At 61.5% G+C, this 20400-nt stretch carries 19 protein-coding genes; 8 read left to right on the top strand and 11 right to left on the bottom strand.

Annotated elements, in window-relative coordinates:
• Positions 1-29: 29 nt before the first annotated feature.
• From AB4874_RS15355 to AB4874_RS15335, 5 genes are all read right to left on the bottom strand, one after another.
• Positions 30-1670: a BCCT family transporter gene (locus AB4874_RS15355; RefSeq protein WP_295533122.1), complete on the bottom strand. Its 1641-nt coding sequence runs from the start codon at positions 1668-1670 to the stop codon at positions 30-32.
• Between the two features lie 54 nt (positions 1671-1724).
• Positions 1725-2141: a universal stress protein gene (locus tag AB4874_RS15350; protein WP_368392634.1), complete on the bottom strand. Its 417-nt coding sequence runs from the start codon at positions 2139-2141 to the stop codon at positions 1725-1727.
• A 99-nt stretch (positions 2142-2240) separates the two neighbouring features.
• Positions 2241-2972 (bottom strand): COG3904 family protein, encoded by a 732-nt coding sequence (locus AB4874_RS15345; RefSeq protein ID WP_368392633.1) that lies wholly within the window; start codon positions 2970-2972, stop codon positions 2241-2243.
• A gap of 151 nt (positions 2973-3123) precedes the next feature.
• Positions 3124-3519: a response regulator gene (locus tag AB4874_RS15340; RefSeq protein WP_368392632.1), complete on the bottom strand. Its 396-nt coding sequence runs from the start codon at positions 3517-3519 to the stop codon at positions 3124-3126.
• Between the two features lie 4 nt (positions 3520-3523).
• Complete coding sequence (locus AB4874_RS15335; RefSeq protein ID WP_368392631.1) at positions 3524-5335, bottom strand: HWE histidine kinase domain-containing protein; 1812 nt, start codon at positions 5333-5335, stop codon at positions 3524-3526.
• A gap of 378 nt (positions 5336-5713) precedes the next feature.
• On the opposite strand from AB4874_RS15335, the gene AB4874_RS15330 reads away from it, so the two are divergent.
• From AB4874_RS15330 to AB4874_RS15305, 6 genes are all read left to right on the top strand, one after another.
• Entirely contained in the window at positions 5714-6805 is a 1092-nt protein-coding gene (locus AB4874_RS15330; protein ID WP_368392630.1) for a LacI family DNA-binding transcriptional regulator, read from the top strand.
• A gap of 19 nt (positions 6806-6824) precedes the next feature.
• Positions 6825-8186, top strand: a complete 1362-nt coding sequence (locus AB4874_RS15325; protein ID WP_368392629.1) for an ABC transporter substrate-binding protein — start codon at positions 6825-6827, stop codon at positions 8184-8186.
• Positions 8187-8272: 86 nt separating this feature from the next.
• Positions 8273-9508: a carbohydrate ABC transporter permease gene (locus AB4874_RS15320; protein WP_368392628.1), complete on the top strand. Its 1236-nt coding sequence runs from the start codon at positions 8273-8275 to the stop codon at positions 9506-9508.
• Positions 9505-10719, top strand: coding sequence for a carbohydrate ABC transporter permease (locus tag AB4874_RS15315; RefSeq protein ID WP_368392627.1), 1215 nt, complete (start codon positions 9505-9507; stop codon positions 10717-10719). The genes AB4874_RS15320 and AB4874_RS15315 overlap by 4 nt, the downstream gene beginning before the upstream one ends.
• A gap of 4 nt (positions 10720-10723) precedes the next feature.
• Entirely contained in the window at positions 10724-11995 is a 1272-nt protein-coding gene (locus AB4874_RS15310) for an MGH1-like glycoside hydrolase domain-containing protein (RefSeq protein ID WP_368392626.1), read from the top strand.
• Between the two features lie 2 nt (positions 11996-11997).
• Positions 11998-13041, top strand: a complete 1044-nt coding sequence (locus tag AB4874_RS15305) for an ABC transporter ATP-binding protein (RefSeq protein WP_368392625.1) — start codon at positions 11998-12000, stop codon at positions 13039-13041.
• A gap of 46 nt (positions 13042-13087) precedes the next feature.
• Here AB4874_RS15305 and AB4874_RS15300 read toward each other — a convergent pair whose 3' ends face one another.
• The 4 genes from AB4874_RS15300 to AB4874_RS15285 all read right to left on the bottom strand — a co-directional run bounded on the left by AB4874_RS15300 (position 13088) and on the right by AB4874_RS15285 (position 15380).
• A complete protein-coding gene (locus AB4874_RS15300; RefSeq protein ID WP_295533104.1) occupies positions 13088-13660 on the bottom strand; it encodes a cob(I)yrinic acid a,c-diamide adenosyltransferase in 573 nt (190 codons plus the stop codon).
• The gene (locus AB4874_RS15295) at positions 13661-13864 is read right to left on the bottom strand and encodes a twin transmembrane helix small protein (RefSeq protein ID WP_295533103.1); all 204 of its coding nucleotides are present in this window, start codon (positions 13862-13864) and stop codon (positions 13661-13663) included.
• Positions 13865-13924: 60 nt separating this feature from the next.
• Positions 13925-14761 (bottom strand): SDR family NAD(P)-dependent oxidoreductase, encoded by an 837-nt coding sequence (locus AB4874_RS15290; RefSeq protein WP_368392624.1) that lies wholly within the window; start codon positions 14759-14761, stop codon positions 13925-13927.
• 118 nt (positions 14762-14879) lie between these two features.
• Positions 14880-15380, bottom strand: a complete 501-nt coding sequence (locus AB4874_RS15285) for an SH3 domain-containing protein (RefSeq protein ID WP_295533101.1) — start codon at positions 15378-15380, stop codon at positions 14880-14882.
• 165 nt (positions 15381-15545) lie between these two features.
• On the opposite strand from AB4874_RS15285, the gene parC reads away from it, so the two are divergent.
• Positions 15546-17774 (top strand): DNA topoisomerase IV subunit A, encoded by a 2229-nt coding sequence (parC, locus tag AB4874_RS15280; protein WP_438273490.1) that lies wholly within the window; start codon positions 15546-15548, stop codon positions 17772-17774.
• A gap of 15 nt (positions 17775-17789) precedes the next feature.
• Here the strand turns inward: parC and AB4874_RS15275 are convergent, their stop codons facing one another.
• Both AB4874_RS15275 and AB4874_RS15270 read right to left on the bottom strand, forming a co-directional pair.
• Positions 17790-18599 carry a DUF533 domain-containing protein gene (locus AB4874_RS15275; protein WP_368392622.1) on the bottom strand — a complete coding sequence of 270 codons (810 nt, stop codon included), beginning with the start codon at positions 18597-18599 and terminating at the stop codon, positions 17790-17792.
• An 81-nt stretch (positions 18600-18680) separates the two neighbouring features.
• On the bottom strand, positions 18681-20054 hold the full coding sequence (locus AB4874_RS15270; RefSeq protein WP_368392621.1) for a cytochrome P450: 1374 nt from the start codon (positions 20052-20054) through the stop codon (positions 18681-18683).
• A 165-nt stretch (positions 20055-20219) separates the two neighbouring features.
• Here AB4874_RS15270 and AB4874_RS15265 point away from each other — a divergent pair.
• Positions 20220-20400: GTP-binding protein (locus tag AB4874_RS15265; protein WP_368392620.1), on the top strand; the 181-nt coding region annotated here is incomplete at its 3' end.

Here is a 20400-nt window from a genome sequence, read left to right as displayed (position 1 = left end):
GCTTTCGTCGTGGTTTTAGGCCAGACCGCTCAGCGCGGCTCGGCGCGCAAGCCCTTGAGGATCGCCCAACACATCACCAACAGCACCAAGGTAAAGGGCAGCCCGGTGGAAATCACCATCGCCTGCAACGCGCTGAGACCGCCGCCCACCAGCAGCACAATCGCCACCGCGCCTTCAAACGTCGCCCAGAACACGCGCTGGGGCACCGGGGCGTCGACCTTGCCACCGGCCGTGATCGTATCGATCACCAGCGAGCCGCTATCAGACGAGGTGACGAAGAACACGATCACCAGCACAATCGCAATCACCGAGGTGATCGAGGAAAGCGGCAGCCCTTCGAGCATCGCAAATAGCGACAGCGGCGGGTTGTAGTTATCGATCACCTGCGCTTTGACCGCCGAGGTCGCCGGGTCCGACAGCACTTGGTCAATCGCCACGCCGCCAAACACCGCCATCCACAGCACGCAGACCATGGAGGGGATGATCAGAACGCAGGTGATGAATTCGCGCACCGTGCGCCCCCGCGAGACACGCGCGATGAACATGCCCACGAAGGGCGACCAGCTGATCCACCACGCCCAGTAAAACGCGGTCCAGCCATCGCGATAGGCGTCATCGGTGCGCCCGATCGGGTTCGAGAGCGGGACGATCTCTTTGGCATAGGCCCAAAGCCCTTTGCCGAAATCCGTGAAAATCGCCAGCGTCGGACCTGCAAGCAGAACGAACAGCAACAAGACAGCGGCGATGCCCATGTTGATCTCAGACAGCAGCTTGACCCCGCCATCCAGACCGCGCAGCACCGAAAACAGCGCGATGCCGGTGATGATCGTGATCAAGATTACCTGCACCGTGATCGAGATCGGCACGCCAAAGACGTGATTAAGCCCCGCATTGGCCTGCTGCGCCCCGAACCCAAGGCTCGTGGCCAGGCCAAACAGCGTCGCAAACACCGCCAGAATGTCGATCACATGGCCGGTCCAGCCCCAGATCCTCTCGCCGAAAATCGGGTAAAATGCCGAACGGATCGTCAGCGGCAGGCCCTTGTTAAAAGAGAATAGCCCCAAGGCCAGCGCCACCACCGCATAGATCGCCCACGGGTGCAGCCCCCAGTGATAGATCGTCGCCGCCAACCCCATCGCCTTGGCGCGATCGACATTGCCGGGGATGATATTGCCGTCGGCATCAAAGGGCGAGGGCGTGCCCAGCGGGCTTGAAATCGCCATGTGATAGACTGGCTCAAGCACCCCAAAGAACATCAGGCCAATGCCCATCCCGGCGGCAAACAGCATCGCGAACCAACCGATATAGGAATAATCGGGCGCTGCATCTTTGCCGCCTAAACGGACCTTGCCCCAAGGGCTGACGATCAGAAACAGGCAAAACAGCACAAAGAAATCCGCCGCCGACATGAAGAACCAGTCGAAGGTCGAGGTCAGCCAAGGGCGCAACCAGCCAAAGACCGCACTGGCCTGTTCGGGCAGGGCCAGGGCGTAAAATACAAAGGCCATGATCGACAGCGCCGAGACCATGAAGACCGGGTTGTGCACGTCAAACCCGATCGGGCCAACGCTGCCTTCCAGATTGTCCTGACCGATCTCATAGTCGGTGTCGATCAGTTGCGTGTCGCCTTGGGGTGCGGGGATGCCCTGACTTTCGTCGGCTTCGGCCATGTGCCGTCCTCCTTGTTATTGTGTGTTGTCGTTGCGAGGGGGTGGCGGCGCGCCTTACGCGCGCACCAGAAATACCGAGGCTTTGGAATGCGAGGCCAGATGGCCGCCATGCGACGACCAGACGTAATCGCCCACATTGGGCAGATGGGATGCCATGACCACCAGATCGGCGCGCAGCTCTTGCACCGCTTGCGAGAGTTTGTGGTTCAGATCGACGGCCGGGTCATCGGCCACAATCATGTGGGCGCGCGCCCCCAGCCCATGCATCGCCGCCTGCGAGGCCGCGAATTGCACGAGTTTCTCGTGATAGTCTTCAGGGTTTCGCGCGATCGAACTCGGGACGTTCGCGGTCACGCCGACATAGGTGATCCGCGCGCCATATTTCTGCGCGAGATCGGCGGCAATCGTAAGCGTTTTGGCGAGTTTTTCCGCGTGGCGCAAATCCACCGGAACCATGATCTCGGTAAACATCTTTCCCCCATCACTGTGTTTTCACAGATCGTTGATGGGGAAAAGACTAGGGCAAGTTTCAATAGGGTCCAGCGATTGGGCCGAATTTCCTTAGCAAATCTAAGCACCCGTGGTCAGATGATAGCGCGTCAAATCCGGGAGGCTCAGCAGGTGAATGCGGTTGGGCGGGGTTTCCAATGCAGGCTCCAAAATGCCGACATCCACCCCCATTTCCGCAAGGTAGCGCATCACCCGCGCGGTGCCGTTTTGCACATCAGCGGCGGTCTGCGCGCTGTCTTGGGGGCTGGCAGGGTTGATATACCCCTGATTGACGCCCAGCCGTCCCTGCACATCAACACTCCGGTCTTGTCCGCCGGCAAACATATAGGGGCAGGCGGAATAGCAGATCGCATTTGCGCGCAATTGCGTGGTGACCCCGGCCGCGCGCAGCATCCGCCCGATCACCAGCGCCTCATGCAACGAGCCACCGGTGGAATTCATGCTGACGACGCGCACCGGCGTGCCTTGCGCGCGCCGCGCCGAAAGCTTGCGCGCGATGCGTGCGGCGTCTCCCTCTGCGATATGGCCGCGCAGCGTTATCTGCGCCCCATCCCCGCCAATCGCCAGTTCCGGTGGCATTTCTGCGTGCAGCGCCGGGTTTGCATCATCGTCATGCGGCGTGGCATTGGCGGCTTCAAGCCCGAGCGTCTGAGCATGCGAGGCTCCGCCATGATCGATCTCAAATCCAAAGACGATAAAGCCCAGCGCCGCCAACAGCCCGTTCATCGTGTGAAACGGTGCCGTGCGGCGCGGGGTCTTGTCGATTGGGGTGCGTGTGTTTCGTCCAGTCATGCGTCACCTCCCTTTGGCGCAATCAAGATATCAGGGAAGTATCGCGACACTGCGGGCGATCCGGCGAGGGGCCGAAACGTCGCACCCCGATCACGTTTACGCTAGGTTATGTGGTGGGTGTGCGCGCTTGCGGCGTAAAGCTTGGACCTGATCAGGCTCGGAGTTCGCTCTGCAGGCTCTCGCCAAGCGCCTGCGCCAATGTCTCGGGCATGGTGGGTTTGCCAAAGACCAAAACCTCGGGCAATACCGTTTGAAACGGCAGCGGCAGACGCTCGGCGGTGTTTACAAGCACCGGAATATGACGCGCGCGCAATTCCTTCACCAGCGGTTCGGAATTACCGTCCAGCAGGTTCATATCCAGCACGGCCGCATCAATTTGATCGGTTGCGATGAGGCTGCGGGCCTTGGCGAGCGTCGCCACGGGGCCGACCACCTCGCCACCGGCTTCTTCGATGGAATAGGCGATGTCATAGGCGATCAGCATTTCATCTTCTGCCACAAGGACTTTGCAGCCCCTGAGCCAGTACTCTTTCCGTTCGATACGCATCGAATTACCCTTTAATAAGCTCCATTGGCACGTGAATTCGTGCAAGGAACCCGTCAGCGGGCCACTCGGTTCCATAGGTGCCGCGCAACTGGCCGTGAATTGTCAGATCGATCAGGCGATTGCCAAAGCCGGTCGGGCGGGGCGGCTCCAGGCGCTCGGGGCAACCGCTTTCGTGCCAGTCAAAGGCCAGCATCGGGCCCTCATCGCCGGGGACAATTTGCCAACTCAAGTGCAGTTTGGCCGTTTCGCACGAAAGGGCGCCGTATTTCACCGCATTGGTAGCCAGTTCATGCAGCACCAGCGCGAAATTCGTCGCCCCCGCCTGATTGAGCAACACCGGCAGCCCCTCCAGCACCACCCGCAGGTCCTGCGCGCTGACATAAGGGGCAAGGATGGCGCGGATCAGCGCATCGAAATCGACCTCGCCGCGAAACCCGGTTTCCAGCGTCGCGGTCGGGCTGACCAGATCATGGGCGCGCGCCAAAGCGTTGATGCGCGCGCGCAACCCCTCGGCCATCGATGCAGGCGAGGTGGCATGGCGCGCGGTCATCCCGATCAGCCCTGACATCATCGCAAACAGGTTCTTGACCCGGTGGTTCAGCTCGCGCGCCAGAATTTCGCGGGCTTGGGCGACGGCGCGCTCATCGGTGACATCGCGCAGATAGATCAGCAGCGTGCCGTCTTCGGGAAACAACCGTGCCTCAAGGACACGCGCATCATGGGCCACCACATCGGCGGCCTGAGGCTGTTGGGTTGCGCGCGCACGTCCCATCGCGGCCTCCAACTCTGTGCCCTGCAAATTGGGGAATTCCTGCAATATGTTTGCGCCCAAAAACGCGTCGGCCAGTTTCGCACTATGGGCTCTGCGAACGCGTTCGCGCATCACGCCATTGGAATAGCGCACGCAATTCTCGGCATCGAGTTCCAGAATGCCGTCGCGCGTCACCTCGTGAAAATGGGCCAATCGCTCGGCGCTTTGGAAGGCGTTGCGCTCGGCGCGTTTGCGCTCGGTCACGTTCAGCAGGGTCGCAACCGCAAGGGGCGGGTCGCTGTCGATCCGGTGCGCCGAGATCAACAGATGCAGCGGCGCGCGCCCGGGTTGCTGAATGGTGACCTCCTCTGCGGTGATCACCTCATTGCGCAACGCGGCCCGGTTCAGCGGCAATGCCTCGTTGCTATAAGGCTGGCCGTTGGCATCAAACGCCTGCAGACCGGAATTGGCCAAGCCCGCCGAAACTTCCACCGCAGCGCCCATCAGATTGCGTGCCGTGTTGTTGGTATCAAGCAAGCGCCCGGTTCCCGCCTCAGCCAGCGCCACACCGATTGGCATCTGATCCAGAATGGCGCGAAACACCTCGTGTTCTTGATGGGCGAGGTTGGTTTGACGGCGCAGTCGAATTTCCGCCTCAACCCCGGCGGCCAGATCCAGCAGGGTGGCGTGGTCCTCATCGGTCCAGACGCGCGGCTCATGGCCGATCACGCAAAATGAGCCCAGCACATCGCCCTCAATCGTGCGCAGCGGAACGCCCAGATAGGCGATCACGTTCAGATCATCGACCGCGCCATTGTCGCGCACACGCGGGTCTTGGCGCGCATCCGACACGATCAAAGAGCTATCGTTCTCCACCACGTGGCGGCAAAACGAATGGCTCAGCGGGGTTTCGCGCAACCCGGCTGTGCTGTCGTCGACCCCGGTTTGCGATAGCAGGAATTGCCGGCTCTCATCGACCAGCGACACCAGCGCGACCGGTGTACCCACGATACGGGCCGCGAGCCGCGTTGCACGGTCAAACGCCTCTTGGCTCGGGGCGTCCAAAAGACCGGTCTGCTGAAGCGCGCGAAGGCGCTGAGGGTCAGAAATGCGTGACAGGCTTGGACCTCATTCGGGTGTTAATTTCGTCTTCATGTAGTTTCTACCAATAGTCATACAAACACCTTGGGCCTCAATCCCCTCTTATCTGATTTTTTCAATTTCCCCAGTGCTATGCGACATAGAGGGATCGAGACCCCACGGAAGCGGCAAAATGTGATCGCACCTTTGCGCGGCGATTTCGCCGGTGTGATTTCGATCCGTTTTGGCCCCCCTGTTCGAGTTGCGCGCAAGGGATTTTGGGTCGGAGTTCACCGACTCTTTATCGCGTCCGAAACCGGTTTCGGCTTTACGAAACCGGTTTCGTTCTCTTAGGCTATCGTCATGGAGGAGATTCGCGACACCAATTCGCAAGATCAAACGGCCCCCGCACGCCGGGTGCGCATTTCTGATCTCGCAACGGCGCTTGGGCTAACCAAGAGCACCGTTTCGCGTGCCCTCAACGATTATGCCGACATCGCCCCTGACACGCGTGAGCGTGTGCGCACAATGGCTGCGCAGATGGGCTACGCGCCGATGCCCTATGCGCAAGCTGTGCGTACGGGGCGGGTGCGTGCGCTGGGTCTCGTGCTGGAGCTCGATGCCCCCGACCGCTACGGCCCGTTCTTGGCGGATTTTTTGGGCGGCATCACGCAAGAGGCGTCGCTGGAGGGCTGGACGCTGACCATCGCCTCCTCGACCTCGCGCGCGGATATGGAAGCGACGCTGGCGCGGCTGTTGCAAGAACATAAGGTCGACGGGTTTATCCTGCCGCGCACGCGTATTCACGATCCCCGCGCGCTGTTTTTGCGCGCCAAAGGGGTGCCCTTCGTGCTGTACGGGCGCGTCGGGTATGGCCAGCCCGATCCGGGGCTGTCTTGGTATGATGTGGATGGCAGTGGCGCGATGCGCGATGGCGTGGCGCGGCTGGTCGCGCTGGGGCACAAACGGATCGCTTTTGTTGGTCCGTGCGAGGCGTACAATTTCGCGATGCTGCGCCGCGATGGCTATCGCGATGGGCTGGCGCTGGCGCAAATTGCGCATGACCCCGCGCTTGAGATCATGGGGGTTTCGGATCGCGCCGAAGGGGCGGCGGCTGCGCGCGCGTTGCTGGATCTGCCCGACCCGCCCACAGCGATCGTTTATGCTACCGATGCCACGGCGCTGGGCGCGTATGATGTGGCGCGCGAACGCGGCCTGACGATCGGGCGTGATCTGTCGCTGATCGCCTATGACGGCATCCCCGAGGGCCGCATGATCGAGCCCCCTCTGACGACCTTTGCGGTTGACAGTCGCCATGCCGGGGAACGGCTTGCGGCGCTGTTGATCGCGCAATTGCGCGGCGCGCCTGTCGCTGACTTGACCGAGCTGGTCTCGGCGCAATTGCAACCGGGGGGCTCGGATGGGCCGCCTATCTTCACCAAAAGAAAAACTTAATCGACCGGGAGGAAAATAAATGAAACTTATTCGAGGAACGGGAGTGGCCGGTTTGCTGGGCACGGCGGCTGTCGCGCTGATGCTGGGCGGCGTGGCGGCAAAGGCCGAAGCGATCAAATTCTGGACGACCGAGGAACAGCCCGAGCGTCTGGCCAAACAGCAAAAGCTGGCCGATGATTTCAAGGCGAAAACCGGCATCGATGTCGAGGTGATCCCGGTCACGGAAAGCGATCTCAACACCCGCGCGACCGCCGCTTTTGCCGCAGGCGATCTGCCCGATGTGATCTACACGCCGATCCAGAACGTGCTGCCTTGGACCGAGGCGGGCATTCTCGATAGCGCCGCGTCCAGCGATGTCGTGGACATGCTGGACCCGAAAACCTTCGCGCCCGGCGCGCTGAAAATGGTCGAAACGGATGGCGACTATGCCGCCGTTCCGGTCGATGGCTGGACGCAGATGATCCTGTATCGCAAGGATATTTTCGAAAAAGAAGGTCTGGCCCCGCCAACCAGCTTTGCCAATATCGAAGCCGCGCTCAAAAAGCTTAATAACCCGCCGAGTATGTATGGCTTCGTTGCCGCTACAAAGGTGGACGACAATTACATGAGCCAGGTGCTGGAGCAGATTTTTCTCGCCAATGGCGTTTCGCCGGTGGGCCCGGACGGGTTCAAACCGCTGGACGAAAAGAAGACCGTCGAGGTACTGAACTTCTACAAGGCTCTCGCCAAAGCCTCGCCGCCGGGTGACAATTACTGGAAGCAATCGCGCGAGTTGTATTTCTCGGGCAAGGCGGCGATGATCATGTGGTCGCCCTTCATCCTTGATGAGCTCGCCGGTCTGCGCGATAGCGCGCCGCCGATGATTGACGGCAATCCGACCTCGACCGCGCTGGCGCAGGATACGGGCGTTGTCACCAACCTGTCGGGGCCGTCCGATCCGGCGGGCGCAAGCTGGGCCGATATTCGCTATTTCGGGATCACCAGTGACGCCGATACGGCGGCGGCTGAGAAATTCGTCGATTACTCGATGAATGACGGTTATGGCGAGACGCTCTCGATCGCACCCGAAGGCAAGTTCCCGGTGCGTCGCGGCACCGATGCCGATCCCGCCAAGTTCACCACGCTTTGGGCGACCTTGCCCGTCGGCGTGGATCGCAAGGCACCGCTGAAGGATCTGTATGCGCCTGCTGTGATTGATGAAATCACCAAGGGTCTGGATACCGCGCAGCGTTGGGGCGTGACCGACGGGCAGTTGGCGCTGGCGTCGAAAATGCTCAATAGCCAAGTCATCAACCGGGTGGTGCGCGATTATATCGATGGCGGCATTTCGGCTGAAGATGCGGTCAAGAAAATGAACGACGAGCTGTCCAAGATCAACTGATCCGAGAGCTGTCCTTCGGGGCTGGGCGTTCGCGCCCGCCCCCTTTTGCGCGCCCCTTCAAGATGGGGGCAAGCCAGGAGACTGTCATGACCGATATTTCGCCGCCCAAAGGGCGCGGCGCGCTGGCGAAACGCGAAGCGCGTCTGGCTTGGGGCCTGCTGTTCCCGACCATCGCGATTGTGTCGCTGGTGGTGATCGTGCCGCTGCTTGCGATATTCTGGATCTCGGTTAAGCCGGTGAAGCTGGGCGACCTGCGCCCCGCCGAGATGCGGCTGCGGGTCAGTCTGCGCGAAGCCGGAGCGCAGCCCCAGATCGAGTATCGCGTGATTAACCCGTCGCGCGATCATGCGATCCACGGCGCGGGATTTGACAACACGCTGCCCGAGGGCGTGACCCTGACGGGCGATCTGCCCAAGGGATGTGCGCTGAGCGGGCAGGATTTGCGCTGCGAGTTTGGCGATCTGGCACCGGGGTTCAATGAGCGCTACCGGATCGACGCGCAGGTCACGGGTGATGCCAAAGCGGCCAATCGTGCGGTGCGCGACAGTGTCTCGGTGGCGCGCGGGCAGGTCGATAACATGCTGACCAACGCCACCTTTACGCTGGAGAATTTCCGTAAGCTGTTTGATGGCAGCGAATTCTGGTCCGTGCTTGGCGTGACGCTGTTTTACACCATCTTTGGCACGCTCGGCGCGCTGCTGGTCGGGCTGTTTGCGGCGCTGTTGCTTAACAAGGATTTTCGCGGACAGGGGATTTTGCGCGGGCTTTACCTGTTTCCCTATGTTGCCCCGGTGATCGCGGTCGCCTTCACATGGATCACGCTGTTCGATCCGTTTTCGGGCTCGGCCAATGCGCTGCTGATCCAGATGGGGGTCAGTCAGGGCGCGATCAATTTCTTTGGGCAAAAGCCGCTGGCGCTGATCATGGTGACGGTGTTTGAAATCTGGCGCTATTTCCCGCTGAGTTTTCTGTTCATCCTCGCGCGGATGCAAAGCATCGACAGCGATATGTATGAGGCGGCCGATATGGACGGGGCCTCGCCGTTCCAGAAATTCTGGTATCTCTCGATGCCGCAATTGCTGGGCATTCTATCGGTGTTGTTCCTGCTGCGCTTCATTTGGACCTTCAACAAATTCGACGACATTTTCCTGCTGACGGGTGGAAATGCGGGCACGCGCACGCTGACCGTCGATGTGTATGAGCAGGCCTTCGCGATCTCAAATATCGGCGCGGGGGCGGCGGTGGCGGTCGTGGTGTTTGGCTGTCTGCTGATCTTTGCGGCGCTCTTTTTCCGCACCATGAGCCGGGAGGAAGGGCTATGAAATTTCTCTACAAAGGCTATCTGACCGGGCCGATCATCGGGGCGCTTTGGGCGGTTGTGATGGCGGTGACTTTGGGCGTCGCGATTTCTTTTGCCACGGGCGAGGCGGCGCGGCCTGCGCTATGGGGCGCGTTGATCCTTGGCGTGTTGACGGGACTGGTGCATGTGTGGCGCGCCAATCGCTGGTTGAGCCTTGGGGTCGCGGTGGTCGTGGCGCTGGGCGTGTCGGCGATTGGGCTGGGCGCGCTGCAATTTGGTGCCGGCTTCGCGCCGGGCAGCCGTGTCGCGCTCAGCATCGTGCTGGCGGGAATAGTGGCCATGCCGCTTAATACGATCCTGAAGGACCTGCCTTTCGGAGCGACAAACCGACATGAATTCGAGGCGGCGGTGATCCGGTTTCTCACCGGGTTTGGCTATCTGTTCTTCACCGCCATCGTGATCATCCCGTTTTACGTGATGGTGATGACCTCGATGAAATCGCAACAGCAGTTGATGCTCAATCCGCTCGATTTCTCGCTGGAACTGTCCAAGGGCTGGCATCTGTTTGACAGCTATTACGAGCTGATGACGAAGTTCCATTTTGGCCGCTACCTGTGGACGAGCTTCTATGTTTCGGTGCTGACGGTGGCGCTGACGCTGCTGTTTTCGGTGCCCGGAGCCTATGCGGTGGCGCGGTTGCGGTTTTCCGGGCGCAAGGTGTTTTCGCGCGGGATTTTGCTGATTTACATGGTGCCGATGATCGTTTTGGCGCTGCCGATCTACATCGCCTATTCGATGGTAGGGCTGCGCAACTCGGTCTTTGGGATCGTGATGATCTATCCGGTCACCACCATTCCGGTCGCGCTTTATATGCTGCAAGGCTATTTCCGGGGCCTGCCGGTCGAAGTCGAAGAGGCCGGCCTGATGGATGGGCTGAGCCGCCTCAAGGTGATCTGGAAAATTACGCTACCGTTGGCGCTGCCGGCGCTGGCATCGGTCGGTTTGTATGTGTTTATGATTGCGTGGAACGAGTTCCTGCTGGCCTTCATGCTGCTGGACGATCCCAGCAAATTCACCCTCACGCGGGGCATTGCCTCGCTCAATTCCTCCGAGATCCCGCGTCAGCATTTGATGGCGGGCGCAGTGATTGCGACGGTGCCGATCATGGCGCTGTTCCTTGGGTTGGAGCGTTTCATGACCCGCGGCCTGACGGCTGGCGCGGTGAAAGGATAAGATGATGAATACCGAAACTCTGGCCGCGGATGCTGCGGTCTCTGAACGTAACGCCGAGGCGCGCGCGATCCTGACCGCCAATGATCGCGGTGGCTACACGGTGCCCACGGCGGGGCTGTATCCCTATCAGTGGAACTGGGACAGCGCCTTTGCCGCGTTGGGATTTGCGCAGTTCGATATGACCCGCGCCTGGGAGGAAATCGAGACGCTGTTTTCGGGTCAATGGGACAGCGGGATGGTGCCCCATATCCTGTTTCACAAACCCGATCCGGGCTATTTTCCGGGGCCCGATGTCTGGGGATGCAGCGGGCCGATTGCATCGTCGGGTATCACGCAGCCGCCCGTGGCGCTGAGTTTTGCGACTAGGTTGCTGGCTGCCGATCCGGCGCTGGGGGCTGCGAAATTTGCCGCCCTTTATCCGAAGATGCGCAAATGGGCCGATTGGTTTTTGCGCTGGCGGCGCGATGAGAAAGGCGCGATTTTCGTGATCCACCCGTGGGAATCGGGTCGCGATAATGCGCCTGATTGGGACAATGCGATGGATGCGATCGACCCGCAGGGCGTGGGCCATTACGAGCGCCGTGATACCCAGCATGTCGATGCCTCGATGCGGCCCACGAAATACGATTACGACCGTTATATCTGGCTGGTAAAGCGCGCCAAGGCCTTGGGGTGGGACGACGCTTTGATGGCGCAAGACAACCCGTTCCGGGTGGCCGATCCGACGATGCATTTCACCTTGATGCGCGGCGTGCGCGATTTGCTGGCGGCAGGTGCTGCGCAGGGCTTGGACGTTGATGGTCTGGCCGATCAACTGGCCGCGCTGGAGTCCGGCGCCGAGGCTTTGTTCAACCCCGGCATGGGATATTACGATAGCTATAATTGCGCCAATGGCATTTGGTCGAATGCGCTAAGCAATGCCTCGTTCCTGTGCTGGTTTGGTGGGCTCAAAGCGCCGCAGATGGAGGCGCATCTGGCGCGCGTTCTGGATGCAGCGCCTTATGGCGTGCCCTCGCTTGCGCCGTTCGATCCGCGTTTTGACGCCAAGCGATACTGGCGCGGCCCGACTTGGGCGATGATGAACATGATGATCGGCGAGGGCGCGAGCGAGCAGGGCGTGGCGCTGGGCGAGGAGGTGCGTGCGCGCACGCGCGAGGTGATCGGGAAATACGGGTTTGTTGAATATTTCGACCCGATGACCGGCGCGGCGGCGGGCGGCAAGGCGTTTACATGGACGGCGGCCGTGTGGCTGGCCTGGGCCGGGCAGGAGGGCTGAACATGGGGGCGATCACTCTCAAAGAGGTCGAGAAATGGTTCGGCGAGGCGCAGGTCATCAAGGGCATCGACCTTGAGATTTCCGATGGCGAATTCGTGGTGTTTGTCGGCCCTTCGGGCTGCGGCAAATCCACGTTGCTGCGCATGATCGGCGGGCTGGAAGATACTTCGCGCGGGGCGATCTCGATTGATGGGCGCGACGTGACCGATCAGCCCCCCAGCAAACGCGGGCTGGCGATGGTGTTTCAATCCTACGCGCTGTATCCGCATATGTCGGTGGCCGAAAACATGGGCTTCTCGCTGAAAATGGCGGGGGCGCCCGAAGCGGAGTGGCGCGCCAAGGTCAGTGCGGCGTCAGAAATTCTCAAGCTCGACCCCTATCTGGATCGTCGCCCCAAGGATCTGTCGGGCGGGCAGCGTCAGCGCGTGGCAATCGGGCGCTCGATCGTGCGCGATCCGACCGCTTTTTTGTTCGACGAGCCGCTGTCCAACCTCGATGCCGCCTTGCGCGTCGAGATGCGCCTCGAGATCGCGAGGCTGCATCGCAAGCTGCATCGCACGATGATCTACGTCACCCATGATCAAGTCGAAGCGATGACGCTGGCCGACCGGATCGTGGTGCTGGAATATGGGAGAATCGCACAGGTGGGCAGCCCGCGCGAGCTGTATGAACGCCCCGCCAACCTGTTCGTGGCGCAGTTCATCGGCAGTCCGAAAATGAACGTGATGCCCTGTTTGGCCTCGGGCGGGGGCTACAGTTTGGAAGGCGGGCGCGGGGGCGACAGCGCACCACCAAGCGCCACGCAACTGGGTATCCGACCCGAACATATCACGCTGGTCGCGCCGGGGGACGGGCAATGCGATGGCCGCGTCGATGTGGTCGAATTCCTTGGCGCGGATACGTTCATTCTGTTTGATTGCGGCGTGCTGGGCGCGATCAATGTGCGCGTCGCGGGTGATACCGATCTGGTGCCCGGCGACAGTGTTGGCTTGTCATTCGAGCCTGAAAAGCTGGTGTTTTTCGACAAGGACGGTCTTGCAGTCTAGCCGCTTGCGCCCGCGGGTGAGACGGGCGCAGACGGCTAACCAATCATCACCGGTTCGCGCCGGGAACCCACAGCACGTCATCCTGGCCGTCATTATTGGCGATGCGGGCTGCGACAAAGAACCAGTCCGACAGGCGGTTGAGATATTTCACCGCCCATTCGTTCACGCCCTCGGTGGTGGCAAGCTCGACCGCGCCGCGCTCGGCCCGGCGCGCGACGGTGCGGCACAGGTGAAGATGGGCCGCCAGCGCGGTGCCGCCGGGCAGGATAAAGCTGCGCAGCGGTTCGAGTTTCACGTTCATCGCGTCGATCTCGGTCTCGAGCCGGGTCACCTGCGTTTCGATCATCCGCAAGACCGGATAGCCCGCCTCACCGTCGCGCTCCATTTCAGGGCGCGCGAGATCGGCGCCCAGATCGAACAGGTCGTTCTGGATCAGTGACAGCGCGGCCTGCACCTCGGCGTTGGCATGCAACCGCGCCAGCCCGACAGTGGCGTTGAGTTCATCGACATTGCCATAGGCGGCGACGCGGGGGGAATGTTTCGCCACCCGCGCGCCATTGGACAGCGCGGTTTCCCCGGCATCGCCGGTGCGGGTATAGATGCGATTGAGAACGACCATTCAGCCACCTTTCCGAAGATAGACAAAGAGCAGGATCAGCGCGATCGCCACGGCCTGCGCCGCAATGCGCAAGCGCATCAGTTTGTTGGCGTGTTTGCGGTTGAAATCACCCCCACGCCCGAACCCCGCAATCCCGATCATCAAAATCACCAAGACCGACAGACTGGCCGCGGCTACCAAATAAAACAAAGGGTCGTTTCGCATAGAGTTCCTCTCCCGGTTCCCAAAGACATAGCTGGGACAGGGGCAAATGCGAAAGCTTTTTCACCCTTTCGCGAGCAACCAGTCGAGCGCACGCCCCGGAAGGATGCGCCGCGCCACCCCCATCAGATGAGTCGAGACGGTGATTGCGTAGCGCGGTTTCGGGTTGGGGGCTTCGAGCGCCTTGAGGATCGCGCGCGTCACCGCCGAGGCGGGCAATTCGAACTTGGCGGGGCCGCGGCTTTTGTAAAGCTGGTTGAGCAGGTCGTCTTCATATTGCTGACGACGCGCCGAGTTTTCCCAATCCACCCATTTCTCGAAATGCGTGATCGCGTTCTTGCGGAATTTCGAGGTGATCGGGCCGGGTTCAATCAGGACGATCTTGATGCCGGTGTCGCGCATCTCAAGACGCAGCACGTCGGTCAGGCCCTCAAGCGCGAATTTCGTGGCCACATAGGCGCCGCGCCAGCGATAGCCGACCATCCCGAGCACGGACGAGCATTGAATGATCCGCCCCTCGCCATTGTCGCCTTGGGCGCGCATCACCTTGATGGCGCGCGCGGTCAGGTCGTGCAGGCCGAACAGGTTGGTTTCAAAGATCTCGCGCAGCGCGCCGGTGGGGATGTCTTCGGCCGCACCGGGGCAGGCGAAGGCGGCATTGTTGTAAAGCGCATCCAGGCGACCGCGGCCGCGCGCGAGAGCCTCGTTGAAGCCCGCCTCGATCGAGGCCGGATCGGCCACGTCGAGTTGGAACGAGATCAGCCCCTCTGCGCGCAGGCGTTCGCAATCTTCTTCCTTGCGGCACGTGGCCAGCACTTTCCAGCCCGCCGCCTTGAGCCCATGCGCTGCGTCGTAACCGATGCCCGAGGAGCATCCGGTGATCAGGATTGTCTTGGCCATCTGTCCCGCCCTATCTGTTCGCCGCCGCAGACACCCGAAAGGGTGCCCTTGGCGGCTCAGCCTCCGGCGGGAGTATTTCGAGCTAGATGAAAAGGCAAGGTTTTGGCGGCGTTGCGCGTCAGTTTGCGGGCGTCAGGAAGCGCGCGGCGACCCAGCCCTCAATGCCGTCGCCTTCGATCTTGATCTGCGCCCAGCCCGATCTTTGCGCAATGACGAGCACCTGTTCGCCGCGCTGGATGCGGTCTAGCGCGCTGTTGGAGGTCGAGGGCCCCGAGCGCACATTGAGCGATTTTGCCGAGACAACCCAGAGGGAGCCGCCCGCGACCTCGGGGGGCTCGGTCGTGCGATATTCGGGTGAGGGTTTGAGCGAAGGGCCGGGCATGCGCGACTTTGCGATGACAGGTGTGACCACGGCAGCGACGGGCACCACTTGGGGTGGCGCTTGTGTCGCAATCTTGTCAGGTGCGTAAAGCGGATCAGGCGTGCTGGCGGTGCGCGTCACCTGCGGCTCAGAGTCGCCCCCGATCTGCGCTTTCGCGCCATCATCGGGCATCTCTCGTCCCAGCACAGACAGGGTCACAAACAGCCCCGCAAGCGTGACCAACAGCAGTTTTCCCATAATACCCCCCAGACCCGTGGCAGAATCGGATCACGTTTAGTTTATCACATTTTGCTAGGGGGCTTCGTTGGGGAATTCCGCAGTTGGCCAAAAAATGGGGCGCCGGGATGTACTGCTTCGTTTTCCCGCTGGACCGGGACGCGGCGCGGCTTTACACCCTAGATCATGAGCAATGACGACGAAAATCCCCTATCCATGGTTTCCGAGCCGCTGAGCCGAGCGATTGGCGAGCGCTATCTGACCTATGCGCTGTCCACCATCATGCACCGGGCGTTGCCCGATGCGCGCGATGGGCTCAAGCCGGTGCATCGCCGCATCCTGTTTGCGATGCGCGAGCTGAAGCTGTCGCCCACCGGGGGCTTTCGCAAATCGGCCAAGATTTCGGGCGATGTGATGGGTAACTATCACCCGCATGGCGATGCTGCGATCTATGACGCGATGGCGCGTTTGGCGCAGGATTTCGCGATGCGCTACCCGCTGGTGAACGGGCAGGGTAACTTTGGCAATATCGACGGCGATAACCCCGCTGCGAGCCGGTATACCGAGGCGCGACTGGCCGCCCCGTCCGAGGCGTTGCTGGATGGTCTGGCCGAGAATTCGGTCGATTTCCGCCCCAATTATGATGGCACGCTGGAAGAGCCGATCGTGCTGCCCGCCGCCTTCCCGAATCTGTTGGCCAATGGTGCCAGCGGTATCGCGGTGGGCATGGCGACGAACATTCCGCCGCATAATCTGGATGAGCTGGTGCAGGCCTGTCTGGCGATGATTGCGAATCCCGCGATCCCCGATGATGATTTGGTCGATCTGATTCCCGGACCCGATTTTCCCACTGGTGGCGTGCTGGTCGAGCCGAAGGAGAATATCCTTGAGGCCTATCGCACCGGGCGCGGGGCGTTTCGGTTGCGCGCGCGTTGGGAGAAAGAGGATCTGGGCCGTGGTCAATGGCAGATCGTGGTCACCGAGATTCCCTATCAGGTGCAGAAATCCAAGCTGATCGAGCGTTTGGCCGAGGTCATCCAGACCCGCAAAGTGCCCGCTTTGGCCGATGTGCGCGACGAAAGTGCTGATGATATCCGCATCGTGCTGGAGCCGAAAACCCGTACCATTGAGCCAGAAATGCTGATGGGGATGCTGTTCAAAAGCTCGGATCTGGAACTGCGCTTTAGCATGAACATGAACGTGCTGATTGACGGGCGGGTGCCCAAGGTTTGCTCGCTCAAAGAGGTGTTGCGCGCCTTCCTTGACCATCGCCGCGAAGTGTTGATCCGGCGCAGCCAGCACCGGATGGACAAGATCGATGCGCGTCTTGAGGTGCTTGAGGGCTATATCATTGCCTTCCTCAACCTTGATCGGGTGATCGAGATCATCCGCTATGAGGATGAGCCCAAAGCCCTGTTGATGGCCGAGTTTGAGCTGTCGGATGTGCAGGCTGAGGCGATTCTGAATATGCGGCTGCGCAGCTTGCGCAAACTCGAAGAGATGGAGCTGAAACGCGAGCATGAAGCGTTGACGCTTGAGCGCGCGGGGCTTGTGGAGTTGCTGGCCTCGGACAAGCTGCAATGGAAGCAGATCAGCAGCGAGTTGAAGGATATTGCCAAGAAATTCGGCAAATCCGCGCCCGGTGGCGCGCGCCGCACCGGCTTTGCCGAGGCGGGCGAAGTCGAAGAGGTGCCGATCGAGGCGATGATCGAGCGCGAGCCAATCACCGTGATCCTGTCCAAGATGGGCTGGGTACGCGCGATGAAGGGGCACAATGCGCTGGATGCCGAGGTCAAGTTCAAGGATGGCGACGGTCCGATGTTCGCCATGCATGCCGAGACCACGGATCGTATCGTGCTGATGGGCGCGAACGGGCGGGCCTATACGGTGCTGGGTGCCAATCTGCCCGGCGGGCGGGGCATGGGCGAGCCGGTACGCCTGATCGTCGATCTGCCCAATGAGGCCGAGGTGACGCATCTGTTGCTGCCCAAGCCGGGCGAGAAATATCTGCTCGCCTCAAGCGATGGCGATGGGTTCATCTGCCCCGGTGAAGAGCTGATCGCGCAGACGCGTTCGGGCAAGCAGGTGCTAAATATGCGCGGCACGGCCAAGACGATGGTGTGCGCCAAGACGAGCGGCGATCATGTCGCCTGTGTTGGTCAAAACCGTAAGTTGCTGGTGTTTGCGCTGGATGAATTGCCCGAAATGGCGCGCGGCAAGGGTGTGCGACTGCAAAAGTATAAGGATGGCGGGTTGTCTGATGCCACCACCTTCACGCTGGCCGATGGTCTGAGCTGGAAAGATCCGGCTGGACGTACGCGCACCGAGCTGGACTTGAGCGAGTGGGCGGGTAAGCGCGCCTCGGCGGGGCGGATGGCGCCGCGCGGTTTCCCGCGCGACAACCGGTTTAACTAGGCGGCTTCCCCGCGCTCAGGTGTAAAGCGGGGGCACGCCAAGCTGGGCGTGGACGTGATTGACCGATTGATGATCCAGCCCAAGCGCCCTGGCGAAGCTGTCCAGATATTGCGCCTCGGTTTGATTATCGAGGTCAATCGCGGTGACCGACATCGTATAGGCCTGCGCCTCGAGTCCGTCGGGGATTTGGCGCGCCAGACCTTGGGCATCCACCGGCGCGGCAAGTTCGTGCTGCACGAAGGCGCGCTCTTCGGGGCTGATATCGCCAAGCTGGCCCATCAGTTTCTTCTCTTCATTGGCGTCGATCTTGCCATCGGATTTCGCCGCCTGGATCATCGCCTTGAGCATCAGCGCCGCTGCCGCATTCTGCGCCGCGCTGGGCGGGGTAGCGGGTTCGCCGCCATTGGCGAAGGCCGAGTTAAGCTGATCGCCAAAGCTTTGCGTGGGGGCCGCTTGCGCCGAGCCGCCGCCCAACATGCCACCCAGCATCCCGCCAAGACCGCCGGCGGCACCCCCGGCTGTCAACTGGCCCAGCAAATCGCCCAAGCCTCCGCTGGTCTGGCCGCGTGGCGAGGACCGGGTGGCGATGGTGCGTGATCCGGCACCGCTGAGGCTTTCGAGCAAGCCGCCCAAGCCGCCTGCGGGCCCTACGCTGCCCGAGGCGCTTGATCCGCCCAGCAGCGAGCCCATCATATCCGCAAGACCGCCGCCGCCCGAGGTGCGGGCGCTGGACGTGCCGGCGGAGGCGCTGCGCCCCATGCTTGAGACGCCTTTGGCGACGGCAATGCCGATTGCCACTTTCGCGAGTGTTCCGACCAGAGACATTTTGTTCCCCCCTGTAAAGTTTTACGGGGGAACTTTACCCGCCGTGACGCGCAGGGCTATGGGAAAAACTTCGCAATCTACTCACATCGCTTGGACAGTGAGCCAGATGCCGCCCTTGGGCCGGGTTGTGATAATCATCTCGGGGACCGGATCTTTTCCCGGCACGGCGGTGAACGCAAAGCGCGACAGCAGCGTGGCCAGAATGATCCCGGCCTCTTGCAGCGCGAACCCCGCGCCGATGCAAATGCGCGGCCCCGCGCCAAAGGGCAAAAAGGCGTAGCGGTCATGGGTCGGGGTGGCAAAGCGTGCGGGGCGAAACGCATCCGGTTCATCCCACAGCGCGTGATGGCGATGCAGCGCGTAGATCGGCAGCATCACCGTATCGCCGCGCCGCACCTCGCGACCCAGCAGGCGATCGGGCTTTTGTGCGGTGCGCGAGAGGAACCCGGCGGGGGGGTAAAGGCGCAGGCTTTCCTGCACGATCTGTTGGATCAGGGGCATTTTATCCAAGTCCTCGACGCTTGCCACTCGCCCACCCAACACTGCTTGCGCCTGTTCGCGCGCGGCGGTCTGGATGGCAGGATCGAAAGCGCAGAGATAAAGCGCCCAAGCCAGCGTCAGCGCGGTCGTTTCATGCCCCGCCACGATGAAGGTCAGCAGATTGTCTCGCAATTCAGCGGCATTAAGCGCGCGCCCGGTTTCAGGATCGCTTGCGCCTTTGAGCAGGTCCAGCAGGTCGGGCAGTGGTTTCGCGCGGCCGCTGTCGCGTGCGGCGATGGCGGCATCGGCATGGCGCTTTAGCTCGCGCACGATATGGGCCGAGGCGATGCGATGCGGGCGGGGCACCCAGCCGGGCAGGGCGAAAAAATCAAGCAGCGAAACCTTGGCGGTGCGTGCAATATAGGCGTCGATCGCGCGATGGATCGCGGCACGGTCAAACCCCTCATCGCCCGAGAAAGTGACCTCAGAGATCACTTCGAAGGTCGCAGTGACCATTTCCTGATGCAGATCGACCGCGCGCCCGGTCCCGGCATGTTGGGCGATGCGAGCAACGCTTGCTTGGGCTGCGGCCTGCATGACCGGGGCCAGCGCTTGCATGTTGCGCAGCGCGAAAACCGGCGCGGCGGCGCGGCGCTGCCAGCGCCATTCCGCGCCTTCGGCGACAAACAGCCCCTTACCGACCGCCGGGCCAAGGATCAGCTTCGTCACGACCGATTTGGGATAGTCCTCGACGCGGTCCTTGAGGATATGGCGCGCGGCGTCCGGGTCCATCACCATATGCCAACGCGCCCCGGTATTGCCCGAAATGATCGGCGCATATGTGGCCAATTCTGGTATGATTTCCAGCAGGTTGCGCCGTGCGGCGCGCAGGCTGGCGACAATGCCCAGCGGTTTGCGCCCAAGTGGGGCGCGCGCGGGAAGCCGCAGCGGGGCAGTGGGTGTGACGCGATCCATCTTGCGAAGGTAGGCGTGCGCGCGCGATTGCGCAAACTTTCCACGGGGCCAGATGGTGGATTTCGACGATCCGGGCTTGATTTTTTCCCGCCAGCGCAATAGGTAGCGCGCGATATTGACTCGGGCCCGCGCTAGCGGCCCCCTAAAGCAGAGGCGCCCCGCGAGATGGCAAAGGAAAAGTTCCAACGTAACAAACCGCACGTCAACATCGGCACGATTGGCCATGTTGACCACGGCAAGACGACGCTGACGGCGGCGATCACCAAGTATTTTGGTGACTTCAAGGCCTATGACCAGATCGACGGCGCGCCCGAAGAAAAGGCACGTGGCATCACGATCTCGACCG

The sequence above is a fragment of the Thioclava arctica genome (genome assembly GCF_040892615.1).
GTDB classification, from domain to species: domain Bacteria; phylum Pseudomonadota; class Alphaproteobacteria; order Rhodobacterales; family Rhodobacteraceae; genus Thioclava; species Thioclava arctica.
The sequence above is the reverse complement of the archived record's forward strand: the minus strand, read 5'-3'. Positions and strand labels throughout refer to the sequence as shown.